This window comes from Mesorhizobium sp. WSM4820 (assembly GCF_055811075.1).
Genome location: NZ_JBVVQN010000020.1, coordinates 1 through 25,779, shown reverse-complemented (window position 1 = coordinate 25,779; position 25,779 = coordinate 1). Strand labels below are relative to the sequence as shown.

Here is a 25,779-nt window from a genome sequence, read left to right as displayed (position 1 = left end):
TTCTGCTCCGGCGAAGTCGGGGCCGGGCGACGCGCGACATCATCGGCAGCGTCTTCACATCTGCGCTTCGGCCGCATCGGCCATCGCGCTGGCTGCGTCCTGCGCGGTCATGTCCGGCGTCGCCACGAATTCGGTGACCGTATCCATGATCGCGCCGCGCACCTTCTGCGGGATCGTCATGTTATGCGCCATCGACCGGACAAGCGTGCCGCCATCGATCGACGCCTGCAGATCCTTCTGGGAGAGCTGCTGGCAGGGATTGAAGCCGTTCGAAAGATCGACGTCGAGACGGGCCGGGATCGAGCCCTTGGTCTGATTGAAAACCGTCTGGAACTCGGGCGACAGGATGGTGCTGGCGAGCAGTTTCTGCCCCTCGACGTAGTCCGGATCCTTCTGCTGGAAGAACACGACCGAGTCGGAATTCAGGATGAAGCCCGGCTTGCCCCAATCAGTCGGCGCCTGGGCGCAGATGTAGTCGGTGCCCTCCTTGAAGCCGCCGGCCGTGAGCAGGCCGAGCGTCCAGTCGCCCATGATGTGGAAGGCGGCCTCGCCGCGGCCGACCAGATGCGACATGCTATCCCAGTCGCGCCCGTTCATGCCGGGGTCCATATATTTCGTCGTCATGGTGCGGAACTGTTCGAAGGCCTTGACCATGCCGTCGCTGCGCATCGCCTCGACGTCACCCTCGACGAAGGCCTTCTTGAAGAGATCGAGATCCATTCCGTAGACGACGACCTCGAACACCGTCGAATCGGTCCAGTCCGCGGTCGAGTGCGAGATGCAGATCTTGCCCGATGCCACGACCTTGTCGCAGGCGGCGTTGAAGTCTGCCCATGTCTTCGGCACCTCGGCGACGCCTGCTTCCTGCATTACCTTCGGCGATGCCCACAGCCAGTTGATGCGATGGATATTCATCGGCGCCGCCACCCAGCTGCCGGTCGGCTTCATCACCGGCAGCAATTCGGGAGCGACGACCTTTTCCCAGTTTTCCGCCGTCGCCAGTTCGTCGAGATTGGCGGTCATGCCGGTCTCGTTCCATTCGGCGATCTCGGGTCCCTTGAGCTGTACCGCGGGGGGTGCATTGCCGGCGATCACGTCGGCGCGCAGTTTCGCCAGCGTGTTGGCCGTGTGGCCGGCGATGGAGGTCTGCTGCCAGGCGCCACCCTTGGCGGTAAACATCTCACCGAGCTTGGCAATAGCCTGGGCGTCCGATCCGGACGCCCATTGATGCAACAGGTTGGTCTTGGGCTCAGCGAACGCGGCTCCCGCAACAAGGGTGTACGCCGTAGCGGCCGCAACGGCCGTCCTCAGATATTCCATCGTTTCACTCCCATAGGTGATGCACGGTTCGTATCGACCGCTTGTGGACGCAGTTTTGAGCTCGTCGCAGACAATTTGAGGTCGTCGCAGACGGGGATGCAGTATCTCCGTTCTTTCCAAGATGACATATTTGAGCTATCAGTCAACGTCCTTTGTGCTCATCATGAACAAACCTTCGCTTAGAAACTGGCTGATCGACAGGCCCTCCGCATCACCGGAGAGCCTGATCGTGCGCTGCCTGCGTGAGCGCGGCGTGCTTTCTGCCTCGCAAATCGCGCATATCACCGGCTTGGCGCGATCGACGGTCTCAACGGCGCTCAACGGCTTGAAAAAATCCGGAATGGTGATCGAATCCTCGGCCCATCACGACGGGGCCAGGGGCATTGGCAGGCCTGCCGCGACCTTGACGCTCAATCCTGTTGCGGGCACCTGCGTCGGGATCCATCTGGGCCTCGACGAGATGCGGTGCATCGTTGCCGACGTCTCGCATTCTGTCATTGCCGAACAAACTCTTCCCATGGGTCTGGACTACCAGCCACAACAGGCGGCCGAGTTCGCCAAATCAGCAATTGCCCAATGCTACGAAGAGAACGGTCTGCCGATGGCGGGGCTCCTGGGGGTTGGGGTTTCCGTCTCGGGCCCTGTCAGCCGCGAAGGCGTGGTGCAGCGTGCGAGTATTGTTCCGACCTGGGCCGGGGTCAACATCCGCGATGTGTTCGGGCCGGTTCTCGAACAGCCGATTTTCGCCGACAACGAGAGCAACTGCTCGGCCATTGCCGAGCTGATGTGGGGCGCGGCCGTCGGCCAAGACGATTTCGTCCTGTTCAAGATCGATCTCGGCGTCGGCGGGGCCATAGTCCAGCATGGCAGGCTGGTGACCGGAACCGCCGGCGGCGCCGGCGAATTCGGGCATATCAGCATCGATCCCGGCGGCGATCTTTGCCGGTGCGGCAATCGCGGATGCCTGGAGCTCTATGCGAGTTTTGCCCGGCCGCTGGAGCAGATTTCGCGCATCGTGCGGCGGCCGGTGACGATGGACGAGGTGATCATGATGGCTGAACAGGGCGACGTCGGGGCGCTACGGATGATCGAGGACACCGCGGACTTCGCCGGCCGCGGTCTTGGTCTGATCGGCTCGGTGATCAATCCGCCGCTCATCATCATCGGTGGCCGCATGGCGTTGGCAGGCGACATTCTCCTGGCACCGCTGATCACGTCATATGAACGCCACACGCTCATCAAGTCCCGCGATATCGCGCCCGCCCTGCGCACGCGGATAATCATTGGCAAGCACACGCAGAACGATGCCTTGCTCGGCGCGGTCGGCCTGGTGCTGCGCCACAACAGCCGGCTGCAATGATTTGACTGCGGCAGCGCCGCTCGGTACGACGATTTCGCCTTGTTGCCTCGCAAATACCTGGACTGCCTGCTCGACCGAAGGAGCCCTCGTGCCGTACCGCCCGGTGATAGAGCGAACAGACGCTTCCTCGGAGATGGAGTCAGGGGGAAGCGTCATCAGAAACGTCCGTAGTCGATCACGCTGCTCTGCCTGCGCCAGCTTGCGATCGAAATATTCCACCCGCTGTTCTTCGAGCTTGGCCAGCCGCGCCTGCTCGGCACGCCGCTGGCGGGCAATCTCCACAAGCCGTGCCCGCCAGCGGGTGAAGCGGAACACGCTTGTTCGTTCAGATCGCGGCGAGCGCGATCTTTCGCAAATCGTCGGCGTAGAGTTCCGGCGTTTCCCAGGCCGGAAAATGCCCGCCACGCGGAAAGACGGTGTAACTCTGCACATTGTAGAGCCGCTCGGCCCGCTCGCGCGGCGCGAGCGCCAGATCATGTGGCCACATCGCGACGGCGGTGGGGACATGCACGAAGTCATCCGCCCGCAGCGGCGGCCGCAGCCGGGCGGCATCGTAATAGTAGCGGACAGACGACCCGATCGTGTTGGTCATCCAGTAGATCGTCAGAGCGTCAGCCAGGTCTTCGAGTGGCCAGACAGAGAAGACGTCGCCATCGCAGTCCATCCAGGCCCGGAACTTCTCGACAATCCACGAGGCCAGGCCAACAGGACTGTCGGCAAGCCCAAAGGCGAGAGTTTGTGGCCTCGAGCTCTGGATCGCCTGATAGCCCCCTTCCTCCCGGCTCCACAGTTGGAGGCGCTCGTCATAGTCGATCTCGGACTTCGACAGGGGCGACGCATCTTCTGGAATCGGCTTCGGCGCGACCGTCGAGACATGGAGAGCCAGCAAACGCGCCGGATGCCGAAGCGCTATCCGGGTGGCAAGGCCGGAGCCGATGTCAGTCCCAGCCACGACGAACCGCCCATAGCCCAGCATCGTCATTAACTTCGGATAAAGGTCACTGGGCTCCGCCTCGTAGGGCCGGGTTGGCCTGTCCGAGTAGCCGAAGCCGGGCATGGTGGGGATCACGACATCGAACGCCGGCTTTCCCCGGGTAAGCAGCGGCGCTATACGCTGAAACTCCACGAAGCTGGACGGCCAACCGTTCATCAGCAGTAGCGGGATCGATCCACTTTGTGCGCTGCGAAAATGCAGAAAGTGTATGCCGTGGCCATCGACCGTCGTCCGAAAATGAGGCAGCTGGTTGAGCCGATCTCGCCGCTGTGCCCAGTCATAGCCGTCACGCCAGAAATCGATGAACTGGTTGAGGACGCCGCGCTCGGTTCCCATGGTCCAGTCGTCAGTTACCGCGTCGGCCCAACGCGTCCGTGCGAGGCGGCCACGAAGGTCAGCGGCCTGGTCCGTATCATAGGGAATCTGGAAGGGAGTGATCATGATTGATTCCTTGGCTGTAGTGCAGCAGAAGACCGGCCGACCGGTCCAATACGAATTGACCTCCGATGTCCGCTCCAAACGTGAGATGACTTGCTTCCAGTGGTATTGCGGATCTGCCGGTGAGGGCTGATGTCGGTGATTCAGCCGATATCGACGTTCATGGCGAAGTCCCAGGTGCCGGCGCCGTTTTTGGCGAGGCCAATCATCATCAAACCGAGCGCCTCCAGCGTCTGGGCCATGTGCAAGCCGCCCACGTCGAGCGGACGCAGCCCGAGACTCTCGAGGAACGTCGAGACGCGCGCTTTCGCCTCCGCATCGTCGGCTGCGATGAACGCGTCGAGGCGTCCACCCTTCGCAAGCACGTGACCAAAGATCGTGTTGAACGCCTTCACAACATGCGCGCCGGCGGGGAGGCCCTTTGCGGTCTCCTGCGCGCCAGAACTGCCGTGGGGCGTGACGAGGCCGGAGAGGTCGGGGGTAACCGGGTTGGCGATGTCGACGATTACCTTGCCATCGAGCGCTTTCCCAAAGTCGGCTACCGCCGCCGCTGCACCGCTGTACGGCACGGCGAGGATGACGATGTCGCCCGCGGGGGCGGCTCCGTATATCCCAGTGGTCGCTCCAGCTCCAAGTTGGTCGGCGAGCGCCCGCGCCTTGGCGGGGTCGCGGCTGACAACCTCGACAGTGTGTCCGGCCTTGGCGGTACGGACCGCGATAGCGGCGGCCATCGTTCCTGAGCCGATGATGCTGATAGTGCTCATGTGTAGTCTCCTATTGAGTGGGGGTATTGCTGGTGGTCGCTAGACGGGGGATCCGTTTATTGGTTTGACGAATTACGGGATCGCGATACGACCCGCCGGAAAGTAATGGCCGTTGTCGAGGTCCTCGATCAGGCCCGGCTGACCTGGATACCAGCCGAGAGTCTGGCGGGTGATGGCGTTGGACGCCGGAAGGTCCAGCGCGACCAAATTCGCGAGAAAGCCGAAGAAGCCAGGCAGCATCAGTACGTCCGCAGGGATGGGCACAGCGGGCATGCCCATACGGCTGCCAATGGCCTCGGCGATCTCGCGGAACCGGATGCCGTCGCCCTCAATCCCGTGCCAATATTTGCCAGCCGGCCCCTTCTCCAGCGCCAGGCGGAAAAGGGAGGCCAGGTCGCGGGCATGCACAGCCGGCCAGAGGTTCGCGCCGTCACCGGGGTAACCGATAACGCCCTTCTCCTTCGCGAGACCGATCAGCAGCTGGAGGAAGCCGGCATCGGTCGTGCTGTGCGCGATGGGAGGAATTCGGACGACCGAAGACCGCACGCCCCGCTCCGCGAGGCCGATCACGGCGAGTTCCACGGCGTTACGAACCCGCAGGGTGCCCTTGTATGCTTCGCCGCCGGGAAGAGCCGGATCTTTCTCGGTGGCTGGCCGGCCCAGGCCTTCCCACCCCGCCGAGCCGATGCTCCCCGAGACGACGAGCGGCTTTCCGGTCCCCGCCAGCGCCTCGCCGTAGGCGAGCATGATCTGGAGCTCCGCGGCGGCCACGGCGTCGATCCCGCCGGACGGAAGCAGATCCTGCCTGTGCGCGACGTGGATGACGCCGTCAGACTCCGCCGCCGCCGCCTTGAGCCCGTCGAGGTCGGTGATATCCCCGCGACGTACCTTGGCGCCGAGCGCCGACACCGCCGTCGCGGACGTGTCCGACCGGACCAGGCCAATGACCTCATGTCCGGCCGCGATGAGCTCGGGAATGATGTGCGAACCGATATGACCGGTCCCGCCAGTAACTAAAACGCGCATGCTGCTGCTCCTTGGGTAATGTGATGCGAGACGTGGTGCCGCGGGCTCAGCCGAGAGGCTGACGCGGATTGAGAAGTTGGTATGTTTGATGGAGCGGGTCATGAGGCCCAGCCACAGCATGCAGGCGTGCTCCAGCGTCCGCGCCATAATCAGCCGCCCGGTATCCATCGGACGTAGCCCGAGGCTGTCGATGAACGCCGAGACGCGCGCCTTCGCCTGAGAGTCGTCCCCGGCGATGAACACGTCCAATGGATGGCCCCCGATAGGACCGGCAGCCAAGACCTGGGCGTTCTGGGTGTTGAACGCCTTGACGATAGTGGCATTGGCAGGAGCAACCTTGGCGATCTCCTGCGCGCCGAAACTGTCTTCAGGAGTCAAGAAACCCGTGAAGTCGGATTTGATGGGGTTGGTGATGTCGACGATGAGCTTGCCTGCCAGTTTTTCGCCGTACTGCTTCACCACGTCGAGAACGGCCGAATAAGGAACCGCCAGGATGACAATGTCCCCGACCGGGGCGGCGCCAAACGTTCCGGTCGTCGCGCCGGCTCCGACCTGCTCGGCCAGCGCCCGCGACTTGGTGGCGTCGCGGCTCATCACCTCGACGGTGTGTCCGGCCTTGGCGGCAAGATCGCCGATCGCTGCGGCCATACCGCCTGAGCCGATGATGCTGATAGTGCTCATGTTCGTGTTCCCATGACTTCGCTTTTCGGGTTGCCGGAAAGCGCCTCCGGCTCCATATACACTTGTGGACCACTGATCCGTATATCTGGATCACTGATCCGATTATCAAGGTGACCTATGCGAGCCGACGCCAAAAAAAATTACAGCCACATCCTTGCGGTCGCGCGTGAGGTCGTCACCCAGCACGGCGCCGACGCATCGATGCGCGATATCGCCCGTCGAGCCGAGGTCGGGTTAGCCACGCTGCTTCGTCATTTCCCGACGCGAGAAGCCCTGTTCGACGCGCTGCTGTGTACGAATCTGGACGCACTGACTCAGAAGGCAGATGAACTCGAAACGTCGAACTCACCCGACGAGGCGCTCATCTCCTGGTTCCAGGAATGGTTGGTGTTCGCCCAAAGCTATAGGGGCGTCGTCGCCATGATGGCCGCCGCCCACACGAACCCGGACTCCGCTCTTTATGCTTCATGCGCTGCGGTGCACTCGGCGAGCGCGCGACTGCTGCTCCGTGCACAGGCCGAAGGCGCGGCGCGGCCCGACATGAATGGGGATGACCTGTTCGCCCTGATGACGGCTCTCGGATGGGCGGTCGACCAACCCTCATTCGCGCCGCGGGCCGATCATCTCTTTCGCATCATTACGGGCTCCATCCTGGCGAACCCGTCGACCGGATAGGCTTCTGCTGCGCTCGACCGTCAAAACTAAGTATTCATCATACTGCTGACGAGAGGCGGAGCACTTCATCCTTTGCTTCCAGGCGTCACCTCGGCCGCACGCATCGGATCATGCTCGATCCGATGCGTGCATCGTGTCCCTGCCGGTGGGACGTCATGTTCATCAGTCGAACTTGACCAGGTCCTTGAAGATCAGCCGGCCCCAGCTGTTCCCGCGCGCCTGCACGAGCAGTCCGCCTTCCGAAAGCCCGCCTAGCTTGATCGGCGCGAAGCCGAGATTTTCCGCGAGCGTACCAATCTGCGCTGCAGCGTCTTCATCGTCGCTCGCCAGGAACACGACTCTCTTGCCACCATGTACGGCGGGATCTTGGTCAAGGGTGGCAGTGATCAGATGGTTGAAGCCCTTGACCAGTCTTGCACCAGAGAAAGCCTGCGCTATGAACTTGGAAGACGGCTGTCCCCCCAGTTCCTCAGGGGGTACGCCATAGGCATTGGTCGCATCGACGATGGTCTTCCCCTGCCAGGTGGGCAGCGCGTTCGCGACATCCGGGTGCGCCTCGAAACGAACTGCCAAAAAGATGATGTCCGCTTTGACTGCCTCCGCCAGCGTCTTGGGGATGATCGTAGGCCCGATCGCGGCCGCATCGGCTGCAAAGCTTTCCGGGTCGCGCGTGGTTGCCACGGATACGTCGATGCCCTTGCGGGCAAACGCCTTGGCCAAGCCCTGGCCGGTATTGCCGAAGCCGATAATTGCGTAGCTCATGTTTATTTTCCTTTGTTTTACCACGCCCGGTCGGGCGCTGAATATCGAATGGAACCCGTCCAGGCGAAGCGGGTCAGAGTTGGGCTAGGCCGCCGTCGACGGCTACCTCGCTGGCGGTCATGAAGCTGCTGTCCGACGAGGCGAGGAAGGCCGCCGCCGCCCCGAGCTCTGCCGGATCGCCCATGCGCTGAAACGCAGTCATTGAGCCGTAAGCCTTCAAGCCGCCCTCTCCGAGCGCTTCGGTCGCGAGTTCGGTCGCGATGGCCCCGGGCGACAGGACGTTTACCCGGATGCCGGTGCCCTTGAGATCCTCTGCCCAGGTTCGTGCGAGGTTGCGCACAGCCGCCTTGCTTGCGCTGTAGGCGGTGAACGCCGGGGCGCCCGTGGTGCCGGCGCTCGATCCGGTCAGGATGATCGAGCCGCCTTCGCCCATCAGCGGCAGCGCCTTCTGGACCGTGAAGATCGTACCCTTCACATTGACGTCGAAGGTTTCGTCGATGTGCTCGGCGGTGATCTCGCCGAGCTTAAGCTGGCTTCCTACCCCAGCGTTCGCAAAGACGATGTCGAGGGTTCCGCGCTCGGTCTTCACCGCCGCGTAAAGCTTGTCGAGATCGGCCTCATCGGAGACCGAGCCCTGCACCGCGCGGGCATTGGACCCGAGCTCGACGAGGGCGGCGTCGAGCGCATCCTGCCGACGGCCGAAGATGAAGACGAAAGCGCCCTCCTCGATGAAGCGCTTTGCAGCGGCGAGGCCGATGCCGGTGGCGCCACCCGTGATCACGGCGGTCTTTCCATTCAATCTGGGCATATCGTGTATCCTTCGTTTCGCTATTTCGGGTCTTTGACCGGACGGGACGTCTTCCCGAGAAGCTCAACATGGCCCTGCCGAAGTCAGCCAGACAGTGAGCAATAGCGCACATCGGTGGTGCGAAAACGATCCATACCGATAATCAAACGCCACGATGTTCGCGCAAACTCCGGCTCCGTATGTTAGAATGAGCATCGGAAGCCGACTGCGCGGCGCGGAAATGCACCATGATCGACTGGGATGACGTTCGCTACTTTCTTGCCGCCGCGCAAGGAGGCTCAGTGCGGGCCGCCGCCAAACGTCTCGGAGTGAACCACGCGACCGTGCTGCGACGCATCGCCCAGCTCGAGGACCGCCTCGGGGCGCAGATGTTCGAAAAGCTGCCTTCGGGCTACCGCTTAACAGCTGCGGGCGAGGAGGTCCTCGAGTTCGCGGACCAGATGCAAGCGTCGTCGCACCAACTGGAAACGCGCGTCTTGGGGCGCGATCAAAGCGTGCGCGGGCTTCTGCGGGTGACGCTGCCGGCGCCCCTCGCAGCACACCTGCTCATGCCGGACTTCGCGGATTTCGTACGCCTGCATCCGGGCATCGAGATGGAAATCTTGTCGTCCGGCGAGCTGGCAAACCTGACCAACCGAGAGGCCGACGTGGCGATCCGCGTCGTCTACGACCGCGAAGCCCTGCCGCTCAATCTTCACGGCCTGAAGGGGCCGGAGCTGTTCGGCGGCTTCTACATGTCCGGCGATCGACTAGCCGAGTGGCAGGCGGGCGGGCCGGATCCCAGGTGGATCGCCATAAGCGGTCATGGAGTACCGGACTGGACCCGCGAGGGAGAACTTCGCACGACTGGGACTCCGTTCCGGACTATGGATTTCGAAGCGCAGATCGCGGCGGTCCGGCAAGGTATAGGCATCACGACGCTCCCGTGTTTCGTCGGAGATACCGATCCCTTGTTGGAGAGGGTGCCAGGTACCAACCTACACCTGTATGGACCGATCTGGGTTCTCACTCAGGGGGAGACACGCAAGACGAAGCGCGTGCGGCTCCTCACCGAGTTCGTATCCCGCAAACTCGCCGCCTACGCCCCACTTTTAGCGGGGCTGTCCATATCGCGCGACCGACGCGCAGGAGATCGCCGGCGACGCTTGCCGGGTCGTGCTTGTTTAGGGGAAGAATTGGGGTAAATGCGGGAACGTCGGCTTCTGTCGCAAACTGACGTACAACGGTGCAAGCGGGAATGGCTGCAAAGTCCATGGGCTGTCCAGCCTTCTGCCTCGCGCAGAAATGGAAGAGACGACGCACGTTCTCCGGGTATGATGGATACCAAGGCGCGCCCGGTTTCTCGCCGAAGTCGAACGTTCAATCGCCAACGCAAAGCTGTCATCATGGCCGTCACCGGCAGGGTGATAAATCATTCTTTTGCGGGAATGCGGACCGAGCGGGTCGGATGCCTAAGGTGGGTAGGCGTCATACCGGTGTGCTGACGGAATACCCGGCTGAAATGACCAGCATTCTCGAAACCGCATCGGTACGCGATTTCCCCTATCTGCAAGTCGCTGTCTTCCAGCAAAGACTTCGCATAATGCACGCGTAGCGCGAGATACGCCGCCATCGGGCTGACACCCAATTCAGTTCCAAAAACACGTTCCAGCTGACGCCTGGAACAATTCAACTGGGCTGCGATCTCGGTGATCGAGACTTTCGCCTGGAGATTGCTTTCCATCAACAGCAGGGCCCGCTTGACCGCACGGCTCGACGCTTCGGGAAAAAGATCCCCGACGGGTTGCACGTCTCTGATGTTTCGAATGCGATCAAGGACGAGTATCTTGGCGGCTTTTTCCGCCGCTTTCTGACCGATGAATTGCGACACGAAAAAGCCGGCAAGGTCAGCCGCGCCCGTGCCTCCGGCACATGTTGAGCGGCCACGGTCGACGGAAAACAGACTATCGGCATGCGCGTTCACGTCGGGGAACTCAGCCCGAAAATCCTTGATGTGGAACCAGCTGACGGCGGCGCTATAGCCATCTAGCAAGCCGTAACGGGCAAGCACGAAACTTCCCGTGCAAAGCGCGGTAAGAGGCACTCGTTTCTCGGCGGCCCGCAAGAGGAATGCCTCTTTCTCTGAACTGAGGGCACGGTTGGTGTCGAGCAGGCCGCCGACCACGACGACGTTGTCAAAGTCCTCCGGATTGCCGATCTCCTTCGTCGGAAGCAATTCGACGCCGCAACTCGCCCTGATCGGCAGGCCGCGTTCGCCGACGATCTGCCAGTCGAATTCGATCTTGCGGCTCCGGTCGCCCTCATCGCCAGCCAAGCGCAGCGTGTCGATGAAGAGCGAGAGCGGCGAGAGGGTAAAGTCGCGAACCAGGAGAAACGCGAACTTCTTGGGCATTCCTTTTTCCTGGGCTATCGTTGGGCCTTGCTCGATCGCAGTGGGACGGATTCGGCTGTCTCCCTTCTGGCGGGTGAGCCATCGATGACGGGTTATATATTGTGTACCAAGAAAATACAATCCGTTGACTCGCTGACCACCGCATGCGATTCTTCCTGTCGCAATAGATGTTTGACTATCAGAACCATTCCGAAGGTGCGCAATGAAGGGCAGCAAGGGCAATCTCTACGATGATCTGAAGCGTCGCATCCTGACGATGGAACTTGATCCTGACGAGGATCTCGATGAGATGGCGCTAAGCGAGCGCTACGGCCTTTCGCGGACCCCGGTCAGGGAAATCTTCCGCAGATTGGAGGGCGAAGGATACATCGAAATTCGGGCGAACAGGGGAGCCCGGGTTGTTCCGATGAACCATTCGACACTTCGGCATTTTTTCCTGGTCGCGCCCATGATCTACGCAGCGATCGGCCGATTGGCCGTCCAGAATTTCAAACCATCACAGCTTTCGGATCTGAAGGACACACAGGAGCGTTTCCGCAAGGCAAGTATGTCCAGCGACGCGCTTTCCATGGTGCTCGAGAACAACCGATTTCACGAGATCATTGGCGAGATGTCCGGCAATGTCTACCTTCAGCCAAGTCTCGGCAGGCTTTTGATAGACCACGCTCGTATCGGTCACACCTTCTTCCGACCACGCAACGCTGACATGCGCAAGCGACTCCAGATAGCGGTCGAGCATCACGACGGCTTCATCTCCGCTATCGGCGCTCACGAAGAGGACGCCGTTGTCGATCTCGTGTTCGAGCACTGGGAACTGTCGCGCGAAAACATGGAGATGTTTATCGCGCCCCAAGGATTGAAGGCGGATGCACTCGTTGGCGATTCTTGAACGCAACGCCATTAGCGACCCGGCGAAATTCGAGGACCTCAACTTTCAGCACTAGCGCCTAACCCTCCGGTTAGAATCACACCCTTTTGCTGAAATCACCTTAAACGGCTCGAGATGCGCCGCTCGTTACTTCTGGTCTTGTGGGCTTGCCCCCTCTACCGCGACCCCGCTCTGGTCACGCGCTTAGGCAGTTTGCCGGCAGTGAAAGGCACAGGCACATTCAGCCGAACCCAGCCCGTCCCAGGCTCGCTCTTGCGAGCAGGTCGTGTGTTATCAAAATATAAATAATGTGTACATAGATAATACAATGCATTGACTCCCTCGCGGTCGTGTGCAATTTTCCAAGACATCAAGTGCGATCGACCGGTTCTGAGCGCTGAGAATTCTCGCATGAGAATTCGCAGACGGTCTCATGCGCCCCAAGGACGCATTGGTCGAAATGGCCACTCCACTGATGGAGAACTGTCTTGAAGTTCGAAGGTATCTACACCCCGGCCATCACACCTCTCGACCCGGACGGGGAGATAGACCGCGACGCCTTCGCGGCGGTGCTCGAGTCGCTCATCGAAGCGGGCGTCCACGGCATCATCGTTGGTGGATCGACGGGTGAATACTACGCCCAGAGCACCCAGGAGCGCTTCGATCTCGCCGCCTATGCCAAGCAGGTGATTGGCACCCGGCTTCCGCTCATCATTGGAACGGGCTCTACCAAGACCGAAGACTCGGTCGAATATGCCAAGGCGGCAAAGGAGATCGGTGCTGACGCCATCCTCGTGTCGTCGCCTCCATACGCTCTGCCGACCGAGCGTGAGAATGCGGTTCACGCCCTCACTGTCGACCGCGCGGCGAACCTCCCGATCATGCTCTACAACTATCCGGCCCGCATGGGCGTGACGATGCGGGAGGACTATTTCTCCCGCGTCGGCAGGTCCAGGAACGTCGTCGCCATCAAAGAGAGCTCCGGCGAGATGGGCAACGTCCATTTGCTGGCGCGGAAGTTCCCCAATATCGCGCTCTCTTGCGGCTGGGACGACCAGGCTCTCGAATTCTTTGCATGGGGTGCCAGGAGTTGGGTCTGCGCCGGCTCCAATTTTCTGCCGCGCGAGCATGTCGCGCTCTACGAGGCCTGCGTGCTCGAAAGGAATTTCGACAAGGGCCGCGCCATCATGACGGCGATGCTGCCGCTCATGGATTTCCTCGAATGCGGAAAGTTCGTTCAGTCGATCAAGCACGGCTGTGAGCTGATCGGCCTCAAAGCCGGCCCCGTGCGGGCGCCGCTGCGTCCCCTCAATTCGGAAGAAAAGCGAACTCTCCAAACTGTCGTCGCCACCTTGAAGCGCACGGTCGCCCAGATCACGTCGGGAGCAAACCATGCATGAACCTTTGACCGCTGCCGAATACAAGGCGATCGCCGCGGACCTTCAGTTTCCGACCAATGCCTTCATTGACGGGGCGTTCCGTCCTGCAAACTCCGGCAAGACATTCAAGACGACCAATCCGGCGACGGGCGACACGCTTGCCGAGGTCGCGGCATGCGACGCTAGCGATGTCGATTTCGCCGTCGCCAAGGCCAGGCAAGCCTTCGACGACGGCCGCTGGCATTTGCGCTCGCCTGGCGAGCGCAAGGCCGTGATGCTCAAATTTGCGAAGCTCATGGAACGCAACCGCCACGAACTTGCGGTCATGGAGAGCCTCGACAGCGGCAAGCCGGTCCGCGAATGCCAGACCGTCGACATTCCAGACACGATCCACACCATCCGCTGGCATGCCGAACTGATCGACAAGCTCTATGACAACACGGCTCCCGTGGGCTCGAACGCACTGACCATGGTTGTGCGCGAACCGGTTGGCGTCGTCGGTTGCGTCCTGCCGTGGAATTTTCCGTTGCTGATGCTGGCCTGGAAAATCGGTCCGGCGCTTGCCGCCGGATGCTCGGTGATCGTGAAACCGGCTCAGGAGACGACGCTGACTACGCTTCGTGTCGCCGAGCTGGCGCATGAGGCGGGTATCCCAGCGGGCGTCTTCAATGTTGTCACAGGCGGCGGCAAGGATGTAGGCGAACCGATCGGCATGCATATGGGCGTCGACATGGTGGCGTTCACCGGATCGACACCGACGGGTCGGCGCTTCCTGCGCTATGCGGCGGACTCCAATCTCAAACGCGTCGTCCTCGAATGCGGCGGCAAGAACCCGGCTGTGGTTCTCGAGGATGCCGAAGACCTCGACCTCGTCGCCGAACAGGTGGTCAACGGCGCGTTCTGGAACATGGGCGAGAACTGCTCGGCCACGTCACGGCTCATCGTTCACGCCAGCATCAAGGACGAGTTGCTGCAGCGGATCGGCGCCTACATGCGCGAGTGGAAGACGGGCGATCCGCTCGATCCGGAAAATCGCATCGGCGCGCTGGTCAGCAAGAGCCATTTCGAGAAGGTGAAATCCTTCCTCGCTGACGTGAAGACCGAAAAGCTCGCCATCGCCCATGGCGGCGCCACGCACAAGGGCATCTACATCGAACCGACCGTCGTCGATGGTGTTACACCTGTGAGCCGCCTGTTTCAGGAGGAGATTTTCGGACCGATCCTTTCGGTCACCACGTTCAATTCGCTTGCCGAAGCCGTGGCGCTCGCCAACGACACGAACTACGGGCTGACTGCGTCCGTCTACACCGCAAGCCTGCGCAAGGCGATCAAGCTTTCGCGCGAAATCCGGGCGGGCGTCGTGACCGTCAACTGCTTCGGCGAAGGCGACGCGACAACGCCGTTCGGCGGCTACAAGGAATCCGGTTTCGGCGGACGCGACAAGTCGGTCTTCGCGCATGACAATTACTGTGAATTGAAGACGGTCTGGATCGACGTCTCGGATCGTTCGGTGGACGAGACCATCCGGTGAACAACATCGTCGTCAAGCGTCTTCCGGCGGAATCCGGAACCTCGGGATGGGAGGCGCTCAGCAGACGCAGCTTCCCCGTCCGGACGCTCGATGGCGACGTGTCGGCCGACTGGCTGATCATCGGGGCGGGCTTCGCGGGCCTTTCCGCGGCGCGGCGGCTGCGTCAACTGCGGCCTCGCGACAAGATCGTCCTGCTGGAGGCGGGAGAGATCGCCAAAGGGACCTCGGGCCGAAACTCCGGCTACATGATCGACGTCCCGCACAATCTGTCGTCGGGCGAATATTCCGTCGCCAGCGAAACCGCGACGAAGGTGGAGATCGCCCAGAATCGTTTTGCGATTTCCTTCGCCGCCGACGCCGCGGCGGAATACGGCATGTCCGTGCTCACCTTCGATCCGTCGGGCAAGATCAATGCCGCGGCGACAGAGCGTGGAATAAAGCTCAATGCGAACTATGGCCGCTCGCTCTCGAACATCGGCGAGGAGCACCGCTTCCTGGATGCGGACGAGATGCGGGAGATCACCGGATCGTCCTACTATCTGGGAGGTCTCTACACGCCGGGCGCCGTGATGATCCAGCCCGCCGACTATATCCGCGGCTTCGCCGCGGGGCTGGCATCGAAGGCCGATATATTCGAGCACTCGCCGGTGCTTGGACTCGAGCGCCAGGGCGGGATGTGGAGGGCCGTATCGCGTCGCGGAAGCGTGACCGCGCCGAAAGTCATCCTGGGCGTCAACGGCCATATCGAGGATTTCGGTCACTTCCGTGGTCGTTTGATGCACATCTTCACCTATGCATCGATGACTACCCTTTTCACCTTGCGGTCCACGGGCAAGGACAGGTGGGCGTTGCTTCCGGCCGATCCAATGGGGGCGACCGTCAGGAAGATCACAATCGATGGGTCCTCGCGCATCGTGATTCGGACGCGGTTCACCTACGACTGGGGCGTCGAGGTGGGCGAAAGGCGCTTGGCCGGGATCGCCGCCGAGCAGCGGACTTCCCTGGACGCCAGGTTTCCCGACCTCAAGGACGTGCCGTTCGAGCATGTCTGGGCCGGACGGCTTTGCCTCAGCCGGAACCATGTGCCCGCCTTCGGCGAAATCGAACAGGGCCTCTACTCCGCGTGCTGTGAGAACGGTCTCGGGACCGTGAAAAGCACGCTCGCGGGCGTCATGGCCGCCGATCTGGCGACCGGTACCCGCTCGGACATGCTCGACAAATTCTCGGATCAGCCGGAACCCGCGAGGCTCCCACCGGAGCCGCTCGCATGGCTCGGCGTCAACACCGTGATCCGATTGCAGGAATTGCGTGCAGGCCGCGAGGGATGAGCCCCCGCCGCGCAATATGAAGACTGAGCCGACCGCAAAGTCTTCAAATGAGAATGGGAACGATAAACAAAAGGAGTGAGTAGAATGAAGACGTTGTGGAAAGCGCTCTGCGCTGCCGCGATGGTCGGTATGACGATGTTGTCCGCCCACACCGAAGAAAAGACCATTACCGTGGGCACGATGTCCTGGGAGGACCTCACCCCCATCACCGGCATCACCAAAAAGGTGCTCGAAGATTCCGGCTACACCGTGAAGGTGGTGGACTTCTCCGAATGGGGCATCGCCTACGCCGCGCTGAGCAAGGGCGACATCCAGATCCTCGCCTCGCAGACCGATTACGTCGCCCAGGACTATTGGGACAAGAACAAGAAAAAGCTCGAGAAGATCTCTCCGGTTTCGCATGGCCTGTTCCAGGGCGTGGCGGTGCCGAAATACGTGACGATCGACTCCATGGACCAGCTGAATGACAACGCCGACAAGTTCGGCGGCAAGATCGTCGGCATCGAGCCGGGATCCGGCCTGATGCGCGACACCGCGAACTCGGTGAAGGCATACGACCTGAAACTGCAACTCGTGGAAGGCAGCACCGCTGCCATGACCGCGGCGCTCAAGTCGGCTGTCGACCGCAAGGAATGGATCGCCGTCACGATCTGGGAGCCCTCCTGGATGATGCAGAAGTATGACGTGAAGTTCCTCAAGGACCCAAAGGCGGTCTTCCCACCGCCGCAGAGCTACTATTGGATCGGCAAGAAGGGCTTCTCCGCCGACAATCCGCATGCACGCGAAGTGATCGCCAGCGTCTACGTGCCGCTTGCCGACATCACCGCGATCAACTCCGCCGTCAACGAAGGCAAGACCATGGACGAGGCCATCAAGGCCTGGACCGACAGCCATGCCGACCTCCTGAAGCGCTGGGAGAACATCAAGGCCGAATAATTGTCGAAACGGCGGGCCGCCGACATCGGCGGCCCGTCCCGGAGCTATGAAAACATGAAGGGCCGCCGCCAAGCCGGCCCGTGGGGAAAGCGATGAACACTGCGATGAATGCCACCAGCGAAGTTCTGGTCGACTGCCAGTCCGTATGGAAGATTTTCGGTGGTCGTGCCCAGACCGCCGTCAAGGCCATAACCGAACGTGGGCTATCCAAGAAGCAGGTGCTGCAGGAATTCGACTGCGTGGTGGGTGTCTCCGACGCCAGCCTGCAGGTCCGCCGCGGCGAGATCTTCTGCATCATGGGGCTCTCGGGGAGTGGCAAGTCGACGCTGATCCGGCTCCTCAATCGTCTGATTGAACCCAGCCTCGGCAAGATCACGGTGAAGGGAAAGGAGATCGCCAAGCTGAGTGCGGCCGACCTTCGCGATATGCGCGCCCGCAACATCGGCATGGTGTTTCAGAGCGTGGCGCTTCTCCCTCACCGGACGGTTCTCGAGAATGCCGCCTTCGGTCTTGAGGTACGTGGCGTTGCGAAAGACGAGCGCAACAGGATCGCTCGTGCAACGCTCGAAAAGGTGAGGCTTGCCGACTGGACGTCGCGGTATCCCGCCGAACTGTCCGGCGGCATGCAGCAGCGCGTCGGCCTCGCTCGGGCGCTGGCGGCAGACCCCGAAATCATCCTCATGGACGAACCGTTCAGTGCTCTCGACCCTCTGATCCGTCGCCAACTGCAAGACGAATTTCGCAACCTCACCAAGTCGCTCGGCAAGTCGGCCGTCTTCATTACCCACGACCTCGAGGAAGCCATCCGCATCGGCGACCGCATTGCCATCATGAAGGACGGTGTCATCGTCCAGGTCGGAACGGCTGAGGAGATCGTAACCAAACCCGCCGATGACTACGTCTCCGATTTCGTGGCGGGCATATCCAGGATTCACCTGGTCAAGGCGCACTCCGTGATGCGACCCGTAGCCGAGTTCAAGAGTTCGCACCCGCATTGCGACGTCAACGCGCTGCTTCGGACTTCGCCGGAGGCCGACATCGGCGAACTCATCGACCTCACCATGAAGTCCGACCGCGATGCGGTCGCGGTCATCGAGAACGGCACCGTCGTTGGTGTCGTCACCATCCGTGGCTTGCTGCGCGGTGTTGCCGGGGCGCCCGCGGGAGAACTCGCCGCGGCATAAATCGGGAGATCGAAATGGACACTGCATTCATTACGGACACTTTCGATGCCTGGACGGACACCGCGCTCGGTTGGATCAGCGACAACGGCGAATGGTTGTTCGACTTTTTCAGGACCGTGCTTGAAGGGACTTACGACGGCGTCCTTTGGCTCCTGCAGCTCGCACCGTTTTACGTGATCGCGATCATCGCGGCACTGCTCGGCTGGCGATTGATCAACGCCCTGTCCGGCGTCCTCGCGGGACTTGCCCTGATCTTCTGCGCGGTCATGGGGCTCTGGACCGAAACCATGAGCACATTGGCCCTAGTGACCACCGCCACCATCCTCGCCCTTGTCGTCGGTATTCCCACCGGGCTCGTGGCCGGTTTCGTCAGGTCGTTCGACCGATTTCTCGAGCCCGTGCTCGACCTGATCCAGACCTTGCCGCCTTACATCTACCTCCTCCCTGCGATCGCGCTGCTCGGCTATGGGCCGGCGACCGCGCTCGTTGCTACCGTCATCGTCGCGATGCCGCCCGCCATCCGGCTCACGTCCCTGGGCATCCGGATGACGCCGCACGAATTCATCGAGCTCGGCCAGGCAACCGGCCTGACACCTTGGCAGATGTTCATCAAGATCAGGCTGCCTTTCGCCATCCCAAGCGTGATGGCCGGGATCAACCAGAGCCTGATGATGGCGTTCGGGATGGTCGTCATCGCCGGCATCGTCGGTTCGGGAGGTCTCGGAGAGACGATCTACACAGCCGTGCGTACGCTCGACATCGCCACGTCGATCAATGCCGCGATCGCGATCGTCATCCTGACCATGGTGCTCGACAGGTTCACGCAGAGCGCGGCGCATCGCGCCGAGGGAGGCGCAAGATGAACCCTGATCTGTTCCGGTTTTCGCCGGGGGCTTACCTGGCCCCCGTTGTGGATTGGCTGAACAAGAACTTCCATCCGTTCTTCGACACGGTGACCAAGCTGATCGAGGCGGTGCTGGGCGGCATCGAAACCGCGCTGCTCTATCCGCCGCCTTACGCGACGATCGCAGTGGCTGTCCTTCTCGCCGCATTCTTCGTCAGCGTCCGGGTCGCGGTGGTGACCGCGATCGCGCTTACGTTCTGCTTGCTGGCGGGCTTTTGGACCGCTTCGATGCAGACGCTGGCGCTGGTGACGGTTGCGGTGATCATTTCCGTGTCGATCGCCTTCCCGCTTGGCATCCTGGCATCGCGCTACAGGAAGTTCGAGGCCGCGATCCGACCGGTGCTGGACATCATGCAGACCGTGCCGCCGTGGGTCTATCTCATCCCTGCCGTGATGATCTTCAGCCTCGGCCGCGTTCCGGCGATCATCGCCACCATTGTCTACGGCATACCTCCAATGCTGCGCCTGACCACCCTGGCCTTCAACCAGGTGCCGAAAGACCTCCTGGAACTCGGGCAAGCCACCGGCGCCTCGCCGCGGTCGATTCTGTTCAAGATCGAAATTCCCTCGGCTACCCCGACACTGCTGGTCGGTCTCAACCAGTGCATCCTGTTGTCGCTGGCCATGGTCGTCCTGGCCGGCCTCGTCGGAGCAGGCGGTCTCGGAGCCGAGGTGACGCGGGGATTGACGCGGATGGAAATGGGCCTCGGCCTCAGGGCTGGGCTGTCGATCGTCGCCGTCGCCATCCTCCTCGACAGGGTCTCCAGGGGAGTGCTGCAGCGCAGCCAGGCGCCTGGTGCGGCGAAGGCCGCCTGAACCGAAAAGGGAATTCCCGTGCGCCGCAGTTTCTTCTGTATCGATTGCCACACCTGCGGCAATCCCGTGCGCCTGGTCGCCGGAGGTGGTCCCCTGCTGCCTCATATTCCCATCGCCGAGCGGCGTGACCTGTTCGTACGCGATCATGACTGGATCCGGCGGGCACTGATGTTCGAGCCGCGGGGGCACGACATCATGTCGGGTGCGATCATCTATCCGGCGTACCGCGAGGACTGTGATTTCGCCGTCATATTCATCGAGGTCAGCGGCTGCCTGCCGATGTGCGGCGCCGGCACGATCGGTCTCGTGACGGCAGCAATCGAAGAAGGCCTGGTAACGCCCAGTGTGCCGGGTAAGCTCTCGATCGAGACTCCGGCCGGCAGGGTTGATATCCAGTACGAGAAGCCTGGTGAGTTCGTGGACTCCGTCCGGATGTTCAACGTTGCCAGCTATCTGCATGCCGCTGATATCGCCGTCGAAGTCCCTGGTCTCGGTCGGCTCATCGTCGACATCGCCTATGGCGGCAACTACTATGCTGTCGTCGAGCCGCAGAAATCATGGCAGGGCCTGGACGGCATGTCGGCGAGCGATATCGTGGACCTCAGCCGCAGTCTTCGCGATGCGCTCGAGCCGATCTGCGATCCAGTCCATCCCGAAGACGAGAAAATACGCGGCGTGCACCACGCCATCTGGTGCGATGCGCCCTCGAGCAGCAACGCCGACGGCCGCGGCGCGGTGTTCTACGGCGACAAGGCGATCGACCGTTCGCCAGGCGGGACTGGAACTTCGGCGCGCATGGCGCAACTCCATGGCAAGGGACGACTGAAGGTCGGCGACACCTTCCGCCAGGAAAGCCTGATCGGCACTGTGTTCGAAGGCCGCGTCGAGGCGGAGGCAGACATAGGTCCCTTCAAGGGCATCAAGCCCAGTGTCGGCGGCTGGGCGCGGATTATCGGCCACAACACGATTTTCGTCGACGATCGCGATCCGTTGGCCCACGGATTCCAGATCCGGTGACGACATGCTCGCCTCTTCTTCGCGCCCCGCAGCAGAGCGTCCCAATACCTTCCGCGACCATTGTCGCTGGTCCAAACCCGCCTATTTGCGCGCCGCTGTACGCCAAGGCTCTACGCGGTTCTGAGGACGCTTTACATTCGCGCTTAGCCGCGTTTCAGTGTTGCCAGGTTGCTACGGAAGGGCGATCGAAGCGGTAAAGGATAATTGGTGCAGGGACACTGGCAGAGACGCTGACGTGCTAGGCCCTCGTTGTTGCCGCCGTTTCCCCTATTCCCACTCAATGATCAATTAGGTCTATAACTGCTTGTTTTGATTGGTAAAATCTTATCATCTTTCCAAGGAATGCCGTCAAGAATACCGTCAGATTCTTAGACTGTTGAAAAGACTAAAACAATGTGGTCGCCGTCGCGGTATGCACACTTTTGACTGCATTACTTACGACTGCCATTCGGCGAGGTCAACGCCGGAGTTCACAGACCATAAGGCAAGGACGGTCTTGCTCATGCTCGACAGCCCTAGGTCGAGTAGACGGGAATGGGCTGGCAGGAGATGGGTGTCGTGTCGAATCCTGTCGATCCTCGATCGGCCAAAGCTTCGCATTCTCATTTGCTGTGACATTGTGTGGGCACACCTTTTTGAGTTCGTTCATTGGCAAGTCTTTGATGCTTGAAATTCTTCGGTGCTAGCAACATCACGTAATACGCTGGCAGGTTGACGACAAATCTCCTGTTCGATGGAGCTTGTCGTGCATTTTTTTGGATGAATCACCGTGCTAGCGTGGACACATAGGCCCAATGATCCTCTGTCCTTCAACGTTTCCGCTTCGGAAGACGACCCAAGAAAGGCTTTCTCGGCAGTACGTACTGAAGTACGGAAAAATTAGAATGCCTCTCCATCTGGTCGGGGAAACGATCGAGAAGACACGCAGAGACAGGCAAACTGGTGAAGCTGATGCGCTGCATCTACGTCGATGCCGATGGTGACATCGACACGGTGCTCCTCCGACACGCTGTTCGCATGTCCCAATATCTATACCCGCGTGCTATCTCTCTGCAGCCGTTTCCGTACTGCTCGGCCCAACGCGCGACGGTCGCCTCTTCCTAAGCGGTCGACGTAAGCAGCCGACCCGGCTCCGTTTCACTCAAGATCATTAAGAGCGAAGGCCCGCCAACCCCTCTGTCGCACAAGCAGTGATCAACGACATTGTGAACGAGTTCCGGATGGCAGTCTCTTCCTTGCACCAGCGATTCCTCGAGGCCTTTCGGCTACGCAGAGAGCATGCAGCGTCAATGGACGTCGCCATGCGGGAGGCGATCGCGATAGGCTCATAGAGGAATACAGCAGCGCGAAGGGAGCGGCAGACGCGGTGTGGACGCTTGCGCGCGAAAACCGATGTATCGCGAAGGCCAACAGGCCGAAGGCTATGTGCTCCGTCGCCGCGGTCGTCCCGGTGCGCAACGAAGCTGCGATGGATCTGATCGTGGCCTGGCCATTGCCGGCGACTATATGCATATCACCGTCGCCGAGGTCCGTTGGGTTCGCCAGCGCGGACGCGTTCGTTGGCGGGATGTCGCCGAAGGCGCCTATCGGCGCGAGCAGGTCGTCACAATTCAGACGCTTGTCATTGATCGTCTGCCGGCGTCGGTTCGCTCCGCGATGTTTCCTGCGGATGGTTATTGCGAAATCCGGCCGACCGGGCGCGAGTCGCCGCGTGAGCTTGGATTTCCCCGCAATGTTGGGATCCGTAAACTTGAAGATCGCCTCCTCGACCTTGCACACGCGCAACGACTGCGTTTGGTCGCGCAGCGGATCGATCCGCGCTGACCCGCTTGTTTGCCGGGCGCAACTCGGTTCGCGCGCGCGATCGTCTGCATCAGAGTGTGGTTCTTCATTGGCTTGTCGAGATGGATCGTCGAGCAGGTTGGCACGTCGAAGCCGGTGATCCACATCGCGCAGACGAAGACCAGTCTCGACCTCCCCACCTCCTGGAGCATGGCTTCAAGCGGAACCGACGAGTTCACCGGCCGGATGCAGGAGGCCATCAACGGGATGATGCTGGACATGATCGCTGCGATTGCCCGCAAGGACTATGACGACAGGCGGCGGCGGCAGGCCCAGGGTATCCGAAAGGCCAAGCAGGAAGGGCGCTACCGGGAGCGGCCTGAGGACCAGGAGCGCAATGCGGCCATAGAAACATAGACCCCTCCATTTCGTTACCCGGTAGCTACGTTGCACTGACGACAGCCGCAAGTAGGCGTCCCGATTGGTATGCCCTACGCACACTCCGCACTCCAACCGCTGGACAAGGATAGCCCGCCAGCGCGTGCTCATGTCGGTCTGAGGTACCGCCACCGGGCAGCCTCTCGGCGTCTGGCGGTCGTCTCGCTCGGGCCTGTGTGGTGAAACCGAAGGGGCACGGGGGGTGCCACGCATGAGCCTGTTATCCGATGGGTCGTAAGAAAATTTGGCCCGGATATTCCGACCCCTCCTTTTGACCCCGTTGAACCCGCTCACCCGAATTGTCTATCCGAGCTAGCCCAAGGGGCCGATTTGGGGGCGATCTTTATCGGCTACTAATGACCTGTCGCTTGACGCTGGGGTCAATTGGGTGGGCACTCGTCATTGGGTGGGCACGCGCGTCAGGCCGGAGTGTAGGCTGGGGTGCGGAAGTCGCAATCTTTGAAGGTCCGTCCCCGCCGCACTCTTGAGACACCCGCCCGGGTAGCCTTGGGGGCGGCACTAGCCGATGTAAGACTGACAGGGTGCCCAAGGCTCCGCTGTCTGGGTCCTGTCATCGCTCAGTCACTATTTAGTTGTGCTGCCACTGCACCCTGCGAAGGCAGCTCAAAGCAGCGGGGACTAACCCCAAGCCCCCCACCCGGTCCCCGCTGCTCATTTACCGTCGCAATGACGTCAAGGCCCGCCTGACCACCTACAACATCGCAGCACACGCCAGTACCCGGCATGATCGTCAAGGCTTTCCGGTGCCGTTGCGGCTCAACGCGCTGCGTTCACGGCGGAATTCGTGAAGGGAGAGATTCGCGCGGTAGGCGCACTGGACGGGCGCGCCATCTTGTCTATCTAATCGCCGACGCAAACCTCACCACGGAAACAATCCACCTCGATCACGAAATTCCCAAACATCGTCCTCAAAACGAGCATTCCTCTCGACCTGCTGATCGGAACCTACCGAACAAGCAAATTGCGAGCGCCTTGCTTTAGGATTGCCAGGCGCTTCGGCAGGCATTTGCAGACCATCGATTGCGATAAGCGCTCCTTTTGGCGATGCCACTTAGGTTATGATGAATTGCAAAAAGCTCAAGACTGTTTGGCTGGCCATCGATTCCGGCCGACTGCTCGGCCATTAATTTCACATAATTTCACATTCCAAACAGAGACGAAAGTTGGCCCAGAGCTTACGGCCGAAACGCTCGCTAAGGCAGTTGGATGCACCGTACGGGGGCGAGCCTTCCGCGCCGATTCCAAATCCTTTGCTCTTCGGCCGTCCCCTCGTACGTCTTGACTAGTACGAGCCCGCAGCCTATTTCAGCGCCACGTTAGCACTCTCCACTGGCGAGTGCTAACCACGCTCCGGCAACGGAGAACCTTTCAACCTCCGCACCAGGGATATCCAAAATGGCAAAGTCGAATTTCCGGCCGCTGCATGACCGCGTGGTCGTTCGTCGGGTCGAATCCGAATCCAAGACCTCCGGCGGGATCATCATCCCCGACACGGCTAAGGAAAAGCCGCAGGAAGGCGACATCATCGCCGTTGGTTCCGGCGCCCGTGACGAAGCCGGCAAGCTCGTGCCGCTGGACGTCAAGGCCGGCGATCGCATCCTGTTCGGCAAGTGGTCGGGCACCGAAGTCAAGCTCAATGGCGAAGACCTTTTGATCATGAAGGAATCCGACATCATGGGCATCATCGGCTGAATATCGGCCTCACCATCACTTAAACCCCGGGCTCAATTCAAGCCCCTGCCAGGAGCTAAAAATGGCTGCCAAAGACGTAAAATTTTCTCGCGATGCCCGTGAGCGCATGCTGCGCGGCGTCAACATCCTCGCCGACGCTGTGAAGGTCACGCTCGGCCCCAAGGGCCGCAACGTCGTCCTCGACAAGTCGTTCGGCGCCCCGCGCATCACCAAGGACGGCGTCACCGTCGCCAAGGAAATCGAACTTTCCGACAAGTTCGAGAACATGGGCGCGCAGATGGTCCGCGAAGTTGCTTCGAAGACCAACGACATCGCCGGCGACGGCACCACGACCGCGACCGTTCTGGCGCAGTCGATCGTCCAGGAAGGCCACAAGGCGGTTGCCGCCGGCATGAACCCGATGGACCTGAAGCGCGGCATCGATCTCGCGGTTAGCGACGTCGTCGCGACGCTGATCAAGAACGCCAAGAAGATCAAGACCTCGGAAGAGGTTGCCCAGGTCGGCACCATCGCCGGCAATGGCGATGCTTCGGTCGGCTCGATGATCGCCGAAGCGATGCAGAAGGTCGGCAATGAGGGCGTCATCACGGTCGAGGAAGCCAAGACCGCCGAGACCGAACTCGAAGTCGTCGAAGGCATGCAGTTCGACCGCGGCTATCTCTC

General features: G+C 61.2%; 22 protein-coding genes and 2 pseudogenes. 16 read left to right on the top strand and 8 right to left on the bottom strand.

Translation table 11 applies throughout. The features are described 5' to 3' along the window. Window positions 1–54: 54 nt before the first annotated feature. Window positions 55–1,320 (bottom strand): ABC transporter substrate-binding protein, encoded by a 1,266-nt coding sequence (locus AC0L2R_RS26685; protein WP_473512453.1) that lies wholly within the window; start codon window positions 1,318–1,320, stop codon window positions 55–57. A gap of 121 nt (window positions 1,321–1,441) precedes the next feature. Here AC0L2R_RS26685 and AC0L2R_RS26680 point away from each other — a divergent pair, with 121 nt between their 5' ends. Next, window positions 1,442–2,680 carry an ROK family transcriptional regulator gene (locus AC0L2R_RS26680; RefSeq protein WP_473512451.1) on the top strand — a complete coding sequence of 413 codons (1,239 nt, stop codon included), beginning with the start codon at window positions 1,442–1,444 and terminating at the stop codon, window positions 2,678–2,680. Between the two features lie 325 nt (window positions 2,681–3,005). Here AC0L2R_RS26680 and AC0L2R_RS26675 read toward each other — a convergent pair whose 3' ends face one another. The 3 genes from AC0L2R_RS26675 to AC0L2R_RS26665 form a co-directional block, all read right to left on the bottom strand. Beyond that, complete coding sequence (locus tag AC0L2R_RS26675) at window positions 3,006–4,115, bottom strand: epoxide hydrolase family protein (RefSeq protein WP_473512449.1); 1,110 nt, start codon at window positions 4,113–4,115, stop codon at window positions 3,006–3,008. Window positions 4,116–4,255: 140 nt separating this feature from the next. Beyond that, window positions 4,256–4,876 (bottom strand): NADPH-dependent F420 reductase, encoded by a 621-nt coding sequence (locus AC0L2R_RS26670; RefSeq protein ID WP_287218194.1) that lies wholly within the window; start codon window positions 4,874–4,876, stop codon window positions 4,256–4,258. A 72-nt stretch (window positions 4,877–4,948) separates the two neighbouring features. Then, window positions 4,949–6,583, bottom strand: a complete 1,635-nt coding sequence (locus tag AC0L2R_RS26665) for an NAD(P)-binding domain-containing protein (protein WP_473512448.1) — start codon at window positions 6,581–6,583, stop codon at window positions 4,949–4,951. Between the two features lie 117 nt (window positions 6,584–6,700). Here AC0L2R_RS26665 and AC0L2R_RS26660 point away from each other — a divergent pair, with 117 nt between their 5' ends. Beyond that, complete coding sequence (locus AC0L2R_RS26660) at window positions 6,701–7,258, top strand: TetR/AcrR family transcriptional regulator (protein WP_473512446.1); 558 nt, start codon at window positions 6,701–6,703, stop codon at window positions 7,256–7,258. 162 nt (window positions 7,259–7,420) lie between these two features. On the opposite strand, the gene AC0L2R_RS26655 is transcribed toward AC0L2R_RS26660, so the two are convergent. Next, window positions 7,421–8,020 carry an NADPH-dependent F420 reductase gene (locus AC0L2R_RS26655; protein ID WP_473512444.1) on the bottom strand — a complete coding sequence of 200 codons (600 nt, stop codon included), beginning with the start codon at window positions 8,018–8,020 and terminating at the stop codon, window positions 7,421–7,423. 73 nt (window positions 8,021–8,093) lie between these two features. After that, window positions 8,094–8,828: an SDR family NAD(P)-dependent oxidoreductase gene (locus AC0L2R_RS26650; protein WP_473512443.1), complete on the bottom strand. Its 735-nt coding sequence runs from the start codon at window positions 8,826–8,828 to the stop codon at window positions 8,094–8,096. A 227-nt stretch (window positions 8,829–9,055) separates the two neighbouring features. Here AC0L2R_RS26650 and AC0L2R_RS26645 point away from each other — a divergent pair, with 227 nt between their 5' ends. Continuing rightward, on the top strand, window positions 9,056–10,012 hold the full coding sequence (locus AC0L2R_RS26645; protein WP_473512441.1) for a LysR family transcriptional regulator: 957 nt from the start codon (window positions 9,056–9,058) through the stop codon (window positions 10,010–10,012). Between the two features lie 227 nt (window positions 10,013–10,239). On the opposite strand, the gene AC0L2R_RS26640 is transcribed toward AC0L2R_RS26645, so the two are convergent. Beyond that, window positions 10,240–11,220 (bottom strand): GlxA family transcriptional regulator, encoded by a 981-nt coding sequence (locus AC0L2R_RS26640; RefSeq protein WP_473512439.1) that lies wholly within the window; start codon window positions 11,218–11,220, stop codon window positions 10,240–10,242. 202 nt (window positions 11,221–11,422) lie between these two features. Here AC0L2R_RS26640 and AC0L2R_RS26635 point away from each other — a divergent pair, with 202 nt between their 5' ends. The 10 genes from AC0L2R_RS26635 to AC0L2R_RS26590 all read left to right on the top strand — a co-directional run bounded on the left by AC0L2R_RS26635 (window position 11,423) and on the right by AC0L2R_RS26590 (window position 23,007). Further along, window positions 11,423–12,109: a GntR family transcriptional regulator gene (locus AC0L2R_RS26635; protein ID WP_473512437.1), complete on the top strand. Its 687-nt coding sequence runs from the start codon at window positions 11,423–11,425 to the stop codon at window positions 12,107–12,109. A gap of 467 nt (window positions 12,110–12,576) precedes the next feature. Continuing rightward, window positions 12,577–13,488 (top strand): dihydrodipicolinate synthase family protein, encoded by a 912-nt coding sequence (locus AC0L2R_RS26630; RefSeq protein WP_473512435.1) that lies wholly within the window; start codon window positions 12,577–12,579, stop codon window positions 13,486–13,488. After that, window positions 13,481–14,998 (top strand): aldehyde dehydrogenase, encoded by a 1,518-nt coding sequence (locus AC0L2R_RS26625; RefSeq protein WP_473512433.1) that lies wholly within the window; start codon window positions 13,481–13,483, stop codon window positions 14,996–14,998. The genes AC0L2R_RS26630 and AC0L2R_RS26625 overlap by 8 nt, the downstream gene beginning before the upstream one ends. Then, window positions 14,995–16,326 (top strand): NAD(P)/FAD-dependent oxidoreductase, encoded by a 1,332-nt coding sequence (locus AC0L2R_RS26620; RefSeq protein WP_473512432.1) that lies wholly within the window; start codon window positions 14,995–14,997, stop codon window positions 16,324–16,326. Before AC0L2R_RS26625 ends, AC0L2R_RS26620 begins: the two co-directional genes overlap by 4 nt. 84 nt (window positions 16,327–16,410) lie before the next feature. Further along, the gene (locus tag AC0L2R_RS26615) at window positions 16,411–17,262 is read left to right on the top strand and encodes a glycine betaine ABC transporter substrate-binding protein (protein ID WP_473512430.1); all 852 of its coding nucleotides are present in this window, start codon (window positions 16,411–16,413) and stop codon (window positions 17,260–17,262) included. A 92-nt stretch (window positions 17,263–17,354) separates the two neighbouring features. Then, entirely contained in the window at window positions 17,355–18,446 is a 1,092-nt protein-coding gene (locus AC0L2R_RS26610; protein WP_473512429.1) for a quaternary amine ABC transporter ATP-binding protein, read from the top strand. 14 nt (window positions 18,447–18,460) lie between these two features. Continuing rightward, window positions 18,461–19,309 (top strand): ABC transporter permease, encoded by an 849-nt coding sequence (locus tag AC0L2R_RS26605; protein ID WP_473512428.1) that lies wholly within the window; start codon window positions 18,461–18,463, stop codon window positions 19,307–19,309. Next, window positions 19,306–20,166, top strand: coding sequence for an ABC transporter permease (locus tag AC0L2R_RS26600; RefSeq protein WP_473512427.1), 861 nt, complete (start codon window positions 19,306–19,308; stop codon window positions 20,164–20,166). Before AC0L2R_RS26605 ends, AC0L2R_RS26600 begins: the two co-directional genes overlap by 4 nt. Window positions 20,167–20,184: 18 nt before the next feature. Then, window positions 20,185–21,183 carry a 4-hydroxyproline epimerase gene (locus AC0L2R_RS26595; protein ID WP_473512425.1) on the top strand — a complete coding sequence of 333 codons (999 nt, stop codon included), beginning with the start codon at window positions 20,185–20,187 and terminating at the stop codon, window positions 21,181–21,183. A 1,392-nt stretch (window positions 21,184–22,575) separates the two neighbouring features. After that, entirely contained in the window at window positions 22,576–23,007 is a 432-nt protein-coding gene (locus AC0L2R_RS26590) for a hypothetical protein (protein WP_473512573.1), read from the top strand. A 59-nt stretch (window positions 23,008–23,066) separates the two neighbouring features. Here AC0L2R_RS26590 and AC0L2R_RS26585 read toward each other — a convergent pair. After that, window positions 23,067–23,132: pseudogene (locus tag AC0L2R_RS26585) on the bottom strand (hypothetical protein); the annotation flags it as partial. A 16-nt stretch (window positions 23,133–23,148) separates the two neighbouring features. On the opposite strand from AC0L2R_RS26585, the pseudogene AC0L2R_RS26580 reads away from it, so the two are divergent. From AC0L2R_RS26580 to AC0L2R_RS26570, 3 genes and pseudogenes are all read left to right on the top strand, one after another. After that, window positions 23,149–23,373 (top strand): annotated as a pseudogene (locus AC0L2R_RS26580) (recombinase family protein); the annotation flags it as partial. 1,446 nt (window positions 23,374–24,819) lie between these two features. Further along, window positions 24,820–25,116 (top strand): co-chaperone GroES, encoded by a 297-nt coding sequence (gene groES, locus AC0L2R_RS26575; RefSeq protein WP_008871949.1) that lies wholly within the window; start codon window positions 24,820–24,822, stop codon window positions 25,114–25,116. Window positions 25,117–25,177: 61 nt separating this feature from the next. Next, window positions 25,178–25,779: TCP-1/cpn60 chaperonin family protein (locus tag AC0L2R_RS26570; RefSeq protein ID WP_473512423.1), on the top strand; the 602-nt coding region annotated here is incomplete at its 3' end.